The 12,258-nt window shown below is 45.0% G+C and carries 15 protein-coding genes; 14 read left to right on the forward strand and 1 reads right to left on the reverse strand.

Translation table 11 applies throughout. The features are described 5' to 3' along the window. Positions 1-81 precede the first annotated feature (81 nt). From RB160_RS04155 to RB160_RS04215, 13 genes are all read left to right on the forward strand, one after another. Positions 82-714 (forward strand): pyridoxamine 5'-phosphate oxidase family protein, encoded by a 633-nt coding sequence (locus tag RB160_RS04155; RefSeq protein WP_316568937.1) that lies wholly within the window; start codon positions 82-84, stop codon positions 712-714. A gap of 17 nt (positions 715-731) precedes the next feature. Then, positions 732-1,004 (forward strand): hypothetical protein, encoded by a 273-nt coding sequence (locus RB160_RS04160; protein ID WP_316568938.1) that lies wholly within the window; start codon positions 732-734, stop codon positions 1,002-1,004. Positions 1,005-1,089: 85 nt separating this feature from the next. Then, positions 1,090-1,692: a histidine phosphatase family protein gene (locus RB160_RS04165; protein ID WP_316568939.1), complete on the forward strand. Its 603-nt coding sequence runs from the start codon at positions 1,090-1,092 to the stop codon at positions 1,690-1,692. A 20-nt stretch (positions 1,693-1,712) separates the two neighbouring features. Beyond that, positions 1,713-3,527, forward strand: a complete 1,815-nt coding sequence (locus tag RB160_RS04170; protein ID WP_316569057.1) for a S41 family peptidase — start codon at positions 1,713-1,715, stop codon at positions 3,525-3,527. A 223-nt stretch (positions 3,528-3,750) separates the two neighbouring features. Next, positions 3,751-3,885: a hypothetical protein gene (locus RB160_RS04175; RefSeq protein WP_316568940.1), complete on the forward strand. Its 135-nt coding sequence runs from the start codon at positions 3,751-3,753 to the stop codon at positions 3,883-3,885. A gap of 309 nt (positions 3,886-4,194) precedes the next feature. Beyond that, on the forward strand, positions 4,195-4,854 hold the full coding sequence (locus RB160_RS04180) for a TetR/AcrR family transcriptional regulator (protein WP_316568941.1): 660 nt from the start codon (positions 4,195-4,197) through the stop codon (positions 4,852-4,854). Between the two features lie 27 nt (positions 4,855-4,881). Further along, positions 4,882-5,952, forward strand: a complete 1,071-nt coding sequence (locus RB160_RS04185) for an alpha/beta fold hydrolase (protein ID WP_316568942.1) — start codon at positions 4,882-4,884, stop codon at positions 5,950-5,952. A 178-nt stretch (positions 5,953-6,130) separates the two neighbouring features. Next, complete coding sequence (locus RB160_RS04190) at positions 6,131-6,715, forward strand: lysophospholipid acyltransferase family protein (protein WP_316568943.1); 585 nt, start codon at positions 6,131-6,133, stop codon at positions 6,713-6,715. Positions 6,716-6,785: 70 nt separating this feature from the next. After that, on the forward strand, positions 6,786-6,944 hold the full coding sequence (locus tag RB160_RS04195) for a hypothetical protein (RefSeq protein WP_316568944.1): 159 nt from the start codon (positions 6,786-6,788) through the stop codon (positions 6,942-6,944). Positions 6,945-7,064: 120 nt separating this feature from the next. After that, positions 7,065-7,532 carry a DinB family protein gene (locus RB160_RS04200; RefSeq protein WP_316568945.1) on the forward strand — a complete coding sequence of 156 codons (468 nt, stop codon included), beginning with the start codon at positions 7,065-7,067 and terminating at the stop codon, positions 7,530-7,532. Between the two features lie 63 nt (positions 7,533-7,595). After that, entirely contained in the window at positions 7,596-8,120 is a 525-nt protein-coding gene (locus RB160_RS04205; RefSeq protein ID WP_316568946.1) for a YbaK/EbsC family protein, read from the forward strand. Positions 8,121-8,178: 58 nt separating this feature from the next. Beyond that, on the forward strand, positions 8,179-8,775 hold the full coding sequence (locus RB160_RS04210) for a tetratricopeptide repeat protein (protein WP_316568947.1): 597 nt from the start codon (positions 8,179-8,181) through the stop codon (positions 8,773-8,775). A 174-nt stretch (positions 8,776-8,949) separates the two neighbouring features. Beyond that, entirely contained in the window at positions 8,950-10,728 is a 1,779-nt protein-coding gene (locus tag RB160_RS04215; RefSeq protein ID WP_316568948.1) for a glycoside hydrolase family 3 protein, read from the forward strand. Positions 10,729-10,840: 112 nt separating this feature from the next. Here the strand turns inward: RB160_RS04215 and RB160_RS04220 are convergent, their stop codons facing one another. Continuing rightward, on the reverse strand, positions 10,841-11,221 hold the full coding sequence (locus RB160_RS04220) for a hypothetical protein (RefSeq protein WP_316568949.1): 381 nt from the start codon (positions 11,219-11,221) through the stop codon (positions 10,841-10,843). Between the two features lie 109 nt (positions 11,222-11,330). On the opposite strand from RB160_RS04220, the gene RB160_RS04225 reads away from it, so the two are divergent. Then, on the forward strand, positions 11,331-12,089 hold the full coding sequence (locus tag RB160_RS04225; protein WP_316568950.1) for an NAD-dependent protein deacylase: 759 nt from the start codon (positions 11,331-11,333) through the stop codon (positions 12,087-12,089). Positions 12,090-12,258: the final 169 nt, after the last annotated feature.

Below are 12,258 nucleotides of genomic sequence, written 5' to 3' on the forward strand. Positions count from 1 at the left end.
TTTCGTTTATTCTGATATTAGGTAGACCTACATTTGGATGGATAGTTATTTTTTTACAATAAGAGAAAAGAGGTTTGCAACATGTTTAAAGACATTCTTACAAGTGAGGAACAATTTCTGGAATTGCGAGCCCAAGCTGGGAAACCGAGCGTGCGCGCATTAAACAAGGTGATTGACCATTTGGATGACCATTGCCGGGAATTCATTGCGAAGTCACCATTTTTGACACTTGCCACATCGGGGGCTGGGGGTCGATGCGATGTTTCGCCACGTGGGGATGCGCCAGGATTCGTTCTTGTATTGGATGACCATCATTTATTCATTCCAGAGTGGCCTGGCAATAAGAGGATGGATTCTGTGCAAAACATCCTTCACAATCCAAACGTCGGCCTCTTGTTTATGATACCCGGGCTAGGAGAAACGCTCAGGATTAATGGGAAAGCGTATGTGTGCCGGGACCAGGAACTTCTAGAAAGGACAGCGGCATATGGGAAAACGCCTTTATTCGGAATTGGCGTGAAGGTAGAGGAATGTTTTGCCCATTGTGCGAAAGCGTTCCTGCGCTCCGGGCTTTGGAAGCCGGACACCTGGCTTTCGGAAGATTCCCAGCCCTCCATGCCAAAAATGCTCGCCGACCATTGCAAAATGCCTGATATGACTGCGGAGGATGTTGAAAAAGAACTGCAGGAAGGCTACGCTACAAGGCTATATTAAGCTTGGGAGGTGGAGTGATGGGACGGAAAATCATTTGGGTAATGATTTTTAGCATTTTAGGTGTACTATTTTTTGAAAAAGGAATGAGCCTACTTGGCGCTATTCATTTAGTGGACGGTGAAGGTATTGGTCTTTCATTTTTGGGAATTGAAGTAAATGATCGTATTCCCGCCGGACACATAATCTATTATTCAATTGGATTTATTTTGTTTGGAGTAACCCTGTTTTGTACTGCGTTTGTTATGGTTTTCAAATACATAAGAAAAGTAGCCTTTAGAGACAAATTTTGAGGGGTAATGGACAATTATCTTTGGTATTCTTGGGGCTTGTCATTGGAGAAAAATAATATTGGAAGTTTAATAGGGGGAAAATGTTTTGGAATTGATTATCATACGCCACGGAGAATCAGAAGCTGATCTATTAGGAGTCCACGAAGGAAGGGCCGATTTTCCATTGACTGAACATGGGCGGGAACAGGCGAAGAAAATGGCTGCTTATATAGCTGTGATATGGAAGCCGGACATCATCCTGGCGAGCACGCTGAAACGCGCTTGGGAAACGGCCCAATTTTTACAGAAAACAACGGGCAGCGAATTGGTCGCTGAACCAAACCTTATGGAGTATAACAATGGGGTGCTTGCGGGACTTCCAAGGGAGGTAGCCGCAACGAAATATCCACTTCCTCCCGGAGGGCGCCCGCCTTATATCCCGATTGAAGGCGGTGAATCGGAGCTTGAATTCCGGTTCCGGGTGGAATCTGTTTTGCAAAAAATTCTCCATGAACAGCCTGCGGACGGACGGATTGCCATCGTTTCGCATGGCGGGACGATTTCGAAACTCATTAACGCGTTTCTTGGGCTTCCTGTAACCAATGAAACCATTTTTCCAACGGGGGATACGGGATTCCACGTGCTTCAAACAAAGAATGGCAGGAAAATGATTCGTATACTCAACAGCCAGATCCATCTTGCAAACTAAAATGGAGAGTTGGGGTTTTGGTGACAGGGAGAAAAAAGTGGATCTTTCTATCGGCCGGGATTGCAATCATTCTTTTATTTATTGGATTTAACATGCCATTTCAGGAATCCGGGAAATCAACCGGAAAGCCGGAAACTAAACAGTCGGCTGAGCAATCGGCAGCACGGACAGTGCAAAACGTTCGGGCGTTCGCAAAGTTGTTTGGCTATGTGTATTATTTTCACCCGAGCGACGAAGCGTTCGTACTAGATTGGGAAAGGTTTTCGGTGTACGGAGTCCAGCAAATTATGAATGCCGGGAGCGACAAAGAGTTAAAAGAGAGGCTTGAGGAACTTTTTCATCCAATTGCTCCGACGCTGCAAATCTTTCTTGAAGGCGAGCAGCCCGAAATGCAGGATTTGAAAAAAGGAGACAAGCTGATCGCGTGGCAGCATTTAGGGTTGAACATGAAAAATGGGGCTGAACAAGGATACAAAAGCGAACGAATTATTGCAGATTCATCTAAGGAAATAAAGCTGTTCGAACAAAAGCTGAAAGCCGGCACGAGTGTCGAAAAAGTCCTTTCAGATGGACTAAAGGCCCGAATTCCGCTCGTCCTGTATTATGATGGGGATAAAACACTTGGGGGAACCGCGGCGAGTAAGAAGGCTTTCAAAAAGCGCGTTCAACAATTGGCTGCTATTAAACATGAGGAGAATACAAGGTATCTAGCTAATACGATCCTTACGTGGAACGCATACCAGCATTTTTATCCTTATTTTGATGTTGTTACGGTGGATTGGGAGAAGGAACTTGACAACGCGCTAAAGGGAATTATTACTGCTAAAAATCCAGCGGAAATGGAAAAAAGCTTCAGGTTGATGCTGGCAGCAAGCGGCGATGCCCATAATACTATGGATTATCCTCTTAAGAAGAATTACTTGGCGGTAAGGCTGGAATGGATGGAAGAGCAATTAGTTGTCATTCAATCAAAGCATGACAAAGTTAAAATCGGTGACCGGATTGTCGCGGTAGATGGGGTAGACACAATCACTTATCTAGTAGAGGCAGAGGCAAGGATACCCGGCTCTCCTCAATGGAAGAGATATATGGCGGTTGAGGAAATATCCGCTGTGGGCCCAAATGAGAATGAAGTTAATTTGACCTTAGTCAGGAATGGCGAGGAATTAGCGCCCATTACACTCAACTATGATGGGTATTTGATGGACGAATTCAATCGAGAAGCGAATAATCCAATCTATGAAATCGAGGAAGGCATCTATTATATAGATTTGAACAAGACACGCTTAGATGACGTTTACGACAATATTGAAAAGTTTGCTTCAGCGAAAGGAGTCATTTTTGATTACCGCGGCTATCCATCAGATCCTCAAGCGAATGTTGCTTTGATGAGCCACTTAATTGATAATCCTGTTCTATCACCGCAATTTCTCATCCCTAAGATTATATATCCAGACCAAGAAAAGGTAGAATTTAACAATGCTCAGTGGCCAATTGAACCTGCCAGCCCTAAACTTAAAGGAAAAATGGTTTTTTTAACTTATCCTAGAACCTTAAGTATGCCTGAACTATTTCTCGATATCGTAAAAGAATATAAACTTGGTGAAACTGTTGGGAAGGCAACAGGGGGGAATAATGGAGGAGTAATCAAAGTTGATTTAATAGATTCAAATTCATCGGTGTATTTTACAGGGGGCAAAGTTCTTAAGCATGATGGCAGCCAGCACCATCTCATTGGCGTAGAACCCACCGTCCCGATAACAAGAACAATCCAGGCTGTAAAAGAAGGCCGAGATGAATACATTGAAAAAGCCCTTGAACTTATAAAAAGATAACTCATTTAAAACCATTCAGCACTTATTAGTTGGATGGTTTTTTGTTATTTGCCTCGTTTTACGGAAGAAGGTTGAGTGACAGCGATTAGGCATTATCCGGAAAAGGTGTCACTCAAACCCGTTGAGGGACAAAGATTTGCTTAAAATCCAAAAAGGTGTCACTCAAATCTCGTTGAGGGACAAAGATTCGCTCAAAAGATAAAAAGGTGTCACTCAAATCCCGGTGAGTGACAAAGATTCGTCCAAAGGCCAAAAAGGTGTCGCACAAATCACGTTGAACGACAAAGAATTGCCGAAAAGCCGAAAAGGTGTCGCACAAATCACGATGAACGACAAAGATTCGTCCAAAAGCCAATAAGGTGTCGCACAAATCCGTTTGAACGACAAAGATTTGCCCAAATGCCGAAAAGGTATCGCATAAAACTGTTTGAGCGACAAAGATATGCCCAAATGCCCAAAAGGTGTCGCACAAATCCGTTTGAACGACAAAGATTCGCCAAAATAGGAAAAGGTGTCATTCAAATCAAGTTTAGGAGCAACCAAACCCTAAAGGAATCCCACTAAAAAATGATTTTAACAAAAAATAACTATTTTTATTGACGGCTAACAACTGTTATCCTATAATCAAGCTAACAGTTGTTATCTTACTAGCATGCAAGGAGTAGAAATGATGAAAAACGACCAAGAGATTGAGCAATTCCTTGATAAGGATTTAAAACCGATTGCGAATGCAACGAAAAATAAGATTTTGTATGTGGCAATTGATCTTTTTTCGCAGAGGGGCTACCGGGGAGTGTCTATCCGCCAAATAACCGGCGATGTGGGGATTAAGGAAAGTTCATTGTATAAACACTTTCAAAATAAAGATGAAATCCTTGATACGATATTCGCGAATTTTGAAGTGCAGGTTGTAAAAATCCTTCCTCCTGAAGATTGGGTCGAACAGATTGCCAGGTTGATGGATCCGCGGGGCTTCCTGGAACGCGGATTGCAAAATTTTATGAATCACATCAACCACCTCACTATGCGAAAAATCTGGCGGATCATTTACAATGAGCTATTTTCCGATTCACGGGCAAGGGCGATTTATTTTGAGACCATTATCAACCAGACGATCGATCGTGTTGGAGCGATTTTCCAAAAGATGATCGAACTCGGAAAGCTGCCAAACCAGGAGGATGGGAAAATGCTTTCGGCGGAATACCATTATTCGGTTTTCACGCTTATCATGGAATACAATGTGCTGAAATTCGAGGGGAAACCAACAGAAGAAATTGAAAAGAGGCTGCAAGACCATATTGAGTTTTTCATTAAAGCGGTATCCTAATGCACGATTTCAAGGGGGAAAATGGGGATGGCTGGAATTTTTACAAAAAAAGCAGATTTTGAAATTATATCAAAAGGGATCAGTTCGGTGGAAAAAATAAAAATAGGGGGATTGGAGCAAACGATTTTGATTCAGGGCCAGGATAAAGAAAATCCGGTTCTGCTCGTAATCCATGGCGGTCCGTCGCTGCCGCTGCCAGGTGTATCATCAAGGGGAAGGGACTACACAATCGTTACAAATACAAAGGAATTGGTCCGGCACTACAACGTCGTGTTCTGGGACCAGCGGGGAACAGGAAAATCCTACTACCCTGACATTCCGCAGGAAACAATGAGCCTCGCCCAAATCGTCGAGGATGCCAATGAGTTAACGGATTATTTGAGGAGCCGGTTCGGCGTCGAAAAAATCTTTCTGGCCGGCCATTCATGGGGATCGACGGTTGCTCTTACCCTTGCTTCCACATATACGGAGAAATTCTATTCTTATGTCGGTTTGTCCCAAATTGTCAGCTGGACGGAAAATGACAGGCTGGCACTCAATTGGCTAAAAGGGGAAGCCAAACGCCGTGGCAATCAGAAAGCACTTAAACAACTTGAGTCTGTCGGTGAACCGCCGTTTTTGGAAAGCTTTGAGCAATGGGCGGTCATCCGCCAGTGGCAGCAAAAATTCAACACAATCATTTATTCAGACGCTGAAATTAAGCATCCGGGCCTTATCCGCATCACGTTCTCCATGTTCCAATCCCCGGATTATAGGCTGAAGGATATTTACAATACGTTTGCCAAAGGGTTTAAGCTCGTCTACCACCAGGCGTTCATTGAAGAACTTGCCACGACTAATTTTATGGAAACCGCGAAGGAATTGCCGATACCGGTCACCTTTATACACGGCCGAAAGGATTTCCATGTCAATGGCGCGCTTGTCGAAAAATATGTCGATATGTTAAAGGCTGAAAAAGGGAAGCAGCTCATTTGGGCGGAAAAATCCGCGCATGCTTTCCACCCAGACGATACGAAAATAATAGAGCAGTATTTGATTGGCGAAAAAAAGCATGCCGCCAAGGCAGATACTTCTGAAAGATTTTACAGCTTCCGTTAAACGTTTTCGTGCGCCACCCACCTGACTAGCAGGAAAATTCTTCTTGCAAACTGCATCCTTTGTGATTAAATGATTAATAGAAGGAAGATTTTTATAAAGAAGGGGATTCTTTCATCGTTTGCCCGTATTTCTATTAAGCAATCAGAGAGGGCCTTTTCAGGTGGGGGATGCATGCATCATGTATACGTTCGTAGGTTATTTGGCTAAAGGAATCCTGGCTTTTTTTACAAGGCCAAAGGTTGTTAATCGAGGGGTTCTCCCTAAAGAAGGGGGCTTTGTCCTGGCCTGTACCCATACCGGCTGGGTCGATGTGCTCGTCCTTGGGACAGCTGTCCTTCCAAGGCAAATTCACTATATGGCAAAAAAACAATTGTTCGCTAGCCGGTTTGGCGGCTGGTTTTTAAAAAAGCTGAACGCATTTCCGGTCGACAGGGACGCCCCTGGGCCAAGCGTGCTGAAAATTCCACATCGCCTGTTGTCAAAAGGTGAAATTGTCGGCATTTTTCCAAGCGGGACACGAGTGAAAGAACAGGCTGAGCTGAAGCAAGGTGCCATCACGATTGCCATGCGTTCCAAAGTGCCAATCATCCCGGCTGCTTACAGCGGGCCGAATACATTCAAGGAATTGTTTTCATTCAAAGGTGCTTCAATCATTTTCGGCGAACCAATCGAAATTCCATCAGCCGCAAGGGAAGAAAGGGAACATTACACCCAGCTGCTCGAGGAAAAACTTCATAGCCTTCAGCAACGCATTTCATCTTAATGGCCCGATTTGCATAGCAGCAGAGCTTTTGGAAAAGATAAAAGTGATTTTCCAAAAGGAGGACGCCCAGATGGCCAGGAATGACAACGAAAAGAAAATCGGAACGGATAAAATGAGCGGAGGACCCGCGGGCAACGAGTTCACAAGCGACAACGCGTTCAGCGACCGAGGCCTCGCCAATGAAGAACGCCTGAACAAAGCGATGACACAAGGAAAAAATCAAAAGTGATGTTTGCACAAAAGGCCGGGATTCGGCCTTTTTTACATAGCCAGGATAAAAAACAGACAGACACCAATTTAAATAGAACAAAAGAATGCATATGTCGGTTTCTAATAAGGGAGAGAACAAATGAATTTTTGCGAAAACGTATTGAATCAAATACGATTTGTACTGGATACCATTACAGCAATCACCGATCAGCTTAAGGAAGAAGACCTGAAATTCCGTTCCACGGAAAAAAAGCACTCCGTCGGGGAATTGCTCGAGCACATGGCAATGATTTGCCTGGCGGACCTTCGGATATCGCAAGGCTTGTCTATAGAGGAGATGGAGAAGTTTTACTCGGAGCACTCGTATAAAACAATTCCGGAAATTAAAGCTGCGATTGCGGAAAACTACGGAATTTTAAAAGAAGCGTATTTGGGATTGTCAGTAAAAGAATTAAATGAACGGATTACATCTTATTGGGGCGTGTCGTACTCAAGGTTCGAATGGCTGCTCGAAATCCTCGCCCATCTTTCCCATCACCGCGGCCAGCTGCACGCCATCCTCGTCCATTGTCTTCATAAAGATCCAGGAGTTCCACTGTTCGAATAAAACGCAGATTGGTTTACATCCAGCAACCCTTGGCTTAAGATTACTTAAAAAGGAGGTTGCGCTATGTCGCTTGAAAGCGTTAAAGAACATTTGAAACAATGGAACAGGGAACAGGATGTCATGGAGTTTGATACGTCGAGCGCAACTGTCGAGCTGGCGGCAGAAACACTCGGCGTTATCCCCGCGCGGATTGCCAAGACCTTGTCGTTCAGGGGTGAAGGTGATAAGGCCATTTTGATAGTCGCCGCGGGGGATGCAAAGGTCGACAACAAAAAGTTCAGGCAAACCTTTGGCTTCAAAGCGAGGATGCTGAATCCTGATGAGGTACTCGAACAGACCGGCCATGCAATTGGCGGGGTTTGCCCGTTTGGGTTGAAAAACGATCTCGACGTTTATTTAGATGAGTCGCTGAAACGGTTTACTACTGTTTTTCCGGCGTGCGGGAGCGCCAACTCGGCGATTGAAGTAACCCTCGAACAATTGTATACATATTCTTCTGCACGAGGCTGGGCAGATGTGTGTAAGGGCTGGGATGAGTCGCAGGAAAACAGAGAAATGGCAGCAGCCCAGGCAGCTGAAGGACGATAAAAAAGAAACATGCAGTCGCTCAGGTGGCTGCATGTTTTTTCATAAAAGGGGACGGAACATGAACATACCTTTTAATATGGAGTTTACGTTTGATAAAAATTTATGGGAAGTTCCGGTTTCACAAACTGAGATGGAACAAGGTGTTCAATTCCTGAAAAAGCAGCTTGCCGGGTTAGCTACATCCGAAGCGGAACAAGCATCCATTTATGGGCTGGTCGGCGTTTACTCAAGAATTCTGCGGAAATTCGAGGAAAGCAAATCCAACTTGCAGGTGGCCATTGAATTAAACAGGAAAGCCAACAACAAAAAGGGACTGTTCGTGAATGAGCTGAGGCTCGCTCATACGTACCAATGGGAAGGAAATTTCCATCAGGCTAATAAGCTGTTCACGAAACTAATCGACGAAGCGGAAAAATCGGACATCCTGGAAGTATACCTCGATTTTATATATCAGCACCAGGGAAGGAATTTGTTCGACCAAAAGAACTATTGGATGGCGGAGGATTTTTTTAAAAAAGCACTTCACATTAGAAATACAAAGGGAAATGAAGAGTTGCTGATATCGACGCGGCATGCTCTCTCGGTTTGCGCCGAAAGGGCCAATTCCGGCGATCCTCTAAACAATGATTCCACAAGCCTAGGTAGAAAGGAATAGTTTTCAGAATTAACTGTGAATTATTAGGCCAATAGCTGCATAGACATCAAAAAGATTCCCTGTTAGGGTAAAATTGGCGGCAGTTGTAAGCCCTTACATACAACCGATTGAAAATGCCCAGCGGCTGCCTGCCGAGAATCGTTCCATATACCTTAAAGGAGGAGGAGGATTTTTTTGAAGATTAACCGTTATTTGATCATGGCAATGGTGTTGTCGCTTGTCTTGCTTGGTCTGCCGTTTTACACCCATGCGAGCTGGCAGGATCCTGTTAAGCCGGGATGGAAGGAAGGCGAAGCCAAAAAGGGCTGGATTCAGAGTAAGCTGCAGCACATGACGCTTGAAGAAAAGGTCGGCCAGCTTTTCATCGTCCATGTTTATGGAAAAAAAGCCGAGGACCCAGCCTATGAACAAACGAATTTGACGAACAACCGGGGCGGCAAAAACTTTAAAGAAGTTATCGAGAAATACAAAATTGGCGGAGTCATTTATTTTAACTGGAGCCAAAACATCACGACACCAGCCGATCCGCCTCAAGTAAATGCGCTGTCAAACGAACTCCAGAAAATTGCGATGTCCCAGCGGATGCAGATTCCACTGTATATTTCGACAGACCAGGAAGGCGGCATTGTCCAGAGGCTAACATCTCCTGGGACGGTCTTCCCTGGCAATATGGCGCTGGGAGCGACAAGGTCGACTGAATACGCGGCGAAAACAGCTGATATTTTAGCAAAAGAGCTGAAGGCAATTGGCGTAAACATGGATTTCGCGCCTGTTGCCGATGTGAATATGAACCCTGCGAACCCGGTTATCGGGGTAAGGTCGTTCGGGGAAGATCCAAAGCTTGTTTCCGATCTGACAGTCGCCCAGGTAAAAGCTTTCCAAAATCAAAACGTAATCGCGACGGCGAAGCATTTCCCTGGCCATGGCGATACGGCGGTTGATTCGCATTACGGCCTGCCGATTATCAACCATGACCTTGAAACACTTCATAAAGTTGATTTGGCGCCGTTCAAAGCGGCAATCGAGGCGGGCGTTGATTCAATCATGACTGCCCACATCGTTGTCCCGGCACTTGATGATTCAGGTTTGCCGGCTACGTTGTCGAAACCGATCCTGACTGATTTGCTCCGGAAGGAACTTGGATTCGACGGCCTAATTATCACGGACAGCCTTGATATGTCCGGCGCGCAAGTCGTACCGGCTGATCGAATCGCGGTAGAAGCGTTCAAGGCTGGCTCCGATATTCTTTTGAACCCGCCGAACGTTGAAGTAGCGTACAATGCGGTTCTAAATGCCGTGAAAAACGGTGAAATTAGCAAGAAACGCCTTGATGAATCGGTTTACCGTATCCTTGAATACAAAATGAAGCGCGGACTGTTCGACAATCCTTATACCGATTCTTCCGCGGTAAAAGCGGTTGGCGCGCCGGAACACCTTGCCGCTGCTGATGAAATTGCCAATAAAAGCATCACGCTTGTTAAAAATGACGACGGATTGCTTCCGCTGAAGAAAACAGAATCTGTTCTTATTGCGGGCCCGTCATCTGGAAAGCCTACAATGCTCGCTGATCTTTTGAAAGCGAAGGGCTTCAATGCAAGCGCATCTTCCGCTTCACCTACTCCAACTGCTGCACAAATTGCAGCCGCGGTGGAAAGGGCGAAACAGGCCGACAAAGTTATTGTCACAACCTACAATGGGGCCACCAACGCTGGACAGCAGCAACTTGTCAAAGCGTTGCAGGATTCAGGTAAAAAAGTAAATGTCGTGGCAATCCGCAATCCATATGACTTGATGGCGTTCCCGACTGTTAGCGCCTACCTCACAACTTATGGCGACCGCGATGTGTCCATCCATGCATTGTCGAGGGTTCTGGCAGGGGAAGTTAATCCTGCTGGCAAACTTCCTGTAAGCATACCTGGACTTTATGGTTATGGAACTGGGTTGACCTATTAAGGGTAGAAAAAAGGGGATAAAAAAGAAGCAGGCTGCCGTTGCGCGCCTGCTTTTTGTTCTGGCTTATAAAATTAGAAAGTTCGCAAGGACAGGCGGTTTTTGCTCTTTTTCATTAATCCATAAAAATCGTCGAAGCTGCGTCGATGCGCTGCAGAATACCGGTTTCAAGTTCAAATGTAAAGAGAATATATACTTTGTCAGTAGAATATGAGCGGAATTCATTTTGGCTTGTCGTATTTACCTCTCCCTCGCCGAAAATCGAAAGGACATCCGGGAGAGTAACTTCTTTTTCGGGACGCATCCGTACTACGAGGATAACATCTTCGTATCTTTCAACTACGAACTTGCCATAATCGTAATTGTTTTTTTCAATCTTTAATGGCTCCGAGAATTCAGGCCTGGAAAGAAGCTTGTTAATATCTCCTCCAATCGGAATACCGAACAATTCATTTGTTTGTAGAGCATCCTTAATTTCGTAAAGTATTTTCTCCAAAATCATTCCTCCAAAAAATTGTTTAAGAATTAATTCTAGGTTGTATTTGTTTATCCTTCCGAGAAATGCGTATTATTCTAAATAGATATTAATTTAGGGGGTGAGCCTTATGAAGTTTGCAAAAGCGGCTGAAATAATCGCGAAGTCGAATAACATGGTCGTCCTTACCGGAGCTGGGATTAGCACGGAGTCGGGAATCAAGGATTTCAGGTCCCGGACAGGCATTTACAAGATGGCGCCGGAATACATCCTATCGCTCGATTATTTCTTTAGGAATCCAAAAGAGTTTTACCAATTTGCCTTGGAAAATTTATATCACCCGGATGCTCAGCCGAATGTTGGCCATGAAATTTTAGCCAAGTGGGAGAGGGTAGGCCGCGTCGTGCAGGTCATTACGCAGAACATTGACGGCCTCCACCAGAAAGCTGGCAGCAGGGAGGTCATTGAATTTCACGGCTCGATGAATACTGCGAGCTGCCTGAACTGCGGATCAAAGTACAGCGCGGAGGAAATGCTGCACCGCTACCATGAACTGGAAGACTTTTATGTATGCAGCGAGTGTGAAACGCGGAAGGAACGAGATCGGTTTATCAAGCCGGATGTGGTTCTATTTGGTGATGCGGGTGAATGGTTCACGCCGGAAGGCTTTTCCACGATTCTTGGGCGGATTGGCGCGGCGGATTGCGTTTTGGTGCTCGGAACAAGTTTGAAAGTTGTCCCGTTTTCATCGTTTCCGCAGCATCGTGGGCCGGATGTGCCGCTGATCATCATAAATATGGATGAAACACCGTACGACCACGCCCATAACACGGTTGTTATCCATGATTCGATAGGGAAAACCCTTGTGGAGATCGAAAAATTGCTGTGATTTTTTATGGTGGGTAAAAAATATCAGGTGCTTTTTTAACATTATCCGGGTTTTCAACCGACTTATCCGGGTTTTCGGCCGACTTATCCGGGTTTCTAGCCCACTTATCCGGGTTTCAACCCACATATCCGGTTCTGTCACTTTTCCGCCACATTTCAAGCAAACTCAA

Source organism: Neobacillus sp. YIM B06451 (genome assembly GCF_032667185.1).
In the GTDB taxonomy this organism is placed as follows: Bacteria; Bacillota; Bacilli; order Bacillales; family Cytobacillaceae; genus Bacillus_D.

Excerpts from the sequence above, each read along its gene's own strand:
- RB160_RS04195 (WP_316568944.1), top strand. The coding sequence starts at position 6,786 with ATGGCCAGGAATGACAACGAAAAGAAAATCGGAACGGATAAAATGAGC.
- RB160_RS04190 (WP_316568943.1), top strand. The coding sequence starts at position 6,131 with ATGTATACGTTCGTAGGTTATTTGGCTAAAGGAATCCTGGCTTTTTTT.
- RB160_RS04155 (WP_316568937.1), top strand. The coding sequence starts at position 82 with ATGTTTAAAGACATTCTTACAAGTGAGGAACAATTTCTGGAATTGCGA.
- RB160_RS04210 (WP_316568947.1), top strand. The coding sequence starts at position 8,179 with ATGAACATACCTTTTAATATGGAGTTTACGTTTGATAAAAATTTATGG.
- RB160_RS04205 (WP_316568946.1), top strand. The coding sequence starts at position 7,596 with ATGTCGCTTGAAAGCGTTAAAGAACATTTGAAACAATGGAACAGGGAA.
- RB160_RS04180 (WP_316568941.1), top strand. The coding sequence starts at position 4,195 with ATGATGAAAAACGACCAAGAGATTGAGCAATTCCTTGATAAGGATTTA.
- RB160_RS04185 (WP_316568942.1), top strand. The coding sequence starts at position 4,882 with ATGGCTGGAATTTTTACAAAAAAAGCAGATTTTGAAATTATATCAAAA.
- RB160_RS04200 (WP_316568945.1), top strand. The coding sequence starts at position 7,065 with ATGAATTTTTGCGAAAACGTATTGAATCAAATACGATTTGTACTGGAT.
- RB160_RS04160 (WP_316568938.1), top strand. The coding sequence starts at position 732 with ATGGGACGGAAAATCATTTGGGTAATGATTTTTAGCATTTTAGGTGTA.
- RB160_RS04225 (WP_316568950.1), top strand. The coding sequence starts at position 11,331 with ATGAAGTTTGCAAAAGCGGCTGAAATAATCGCGAAGTCGAATAACATG.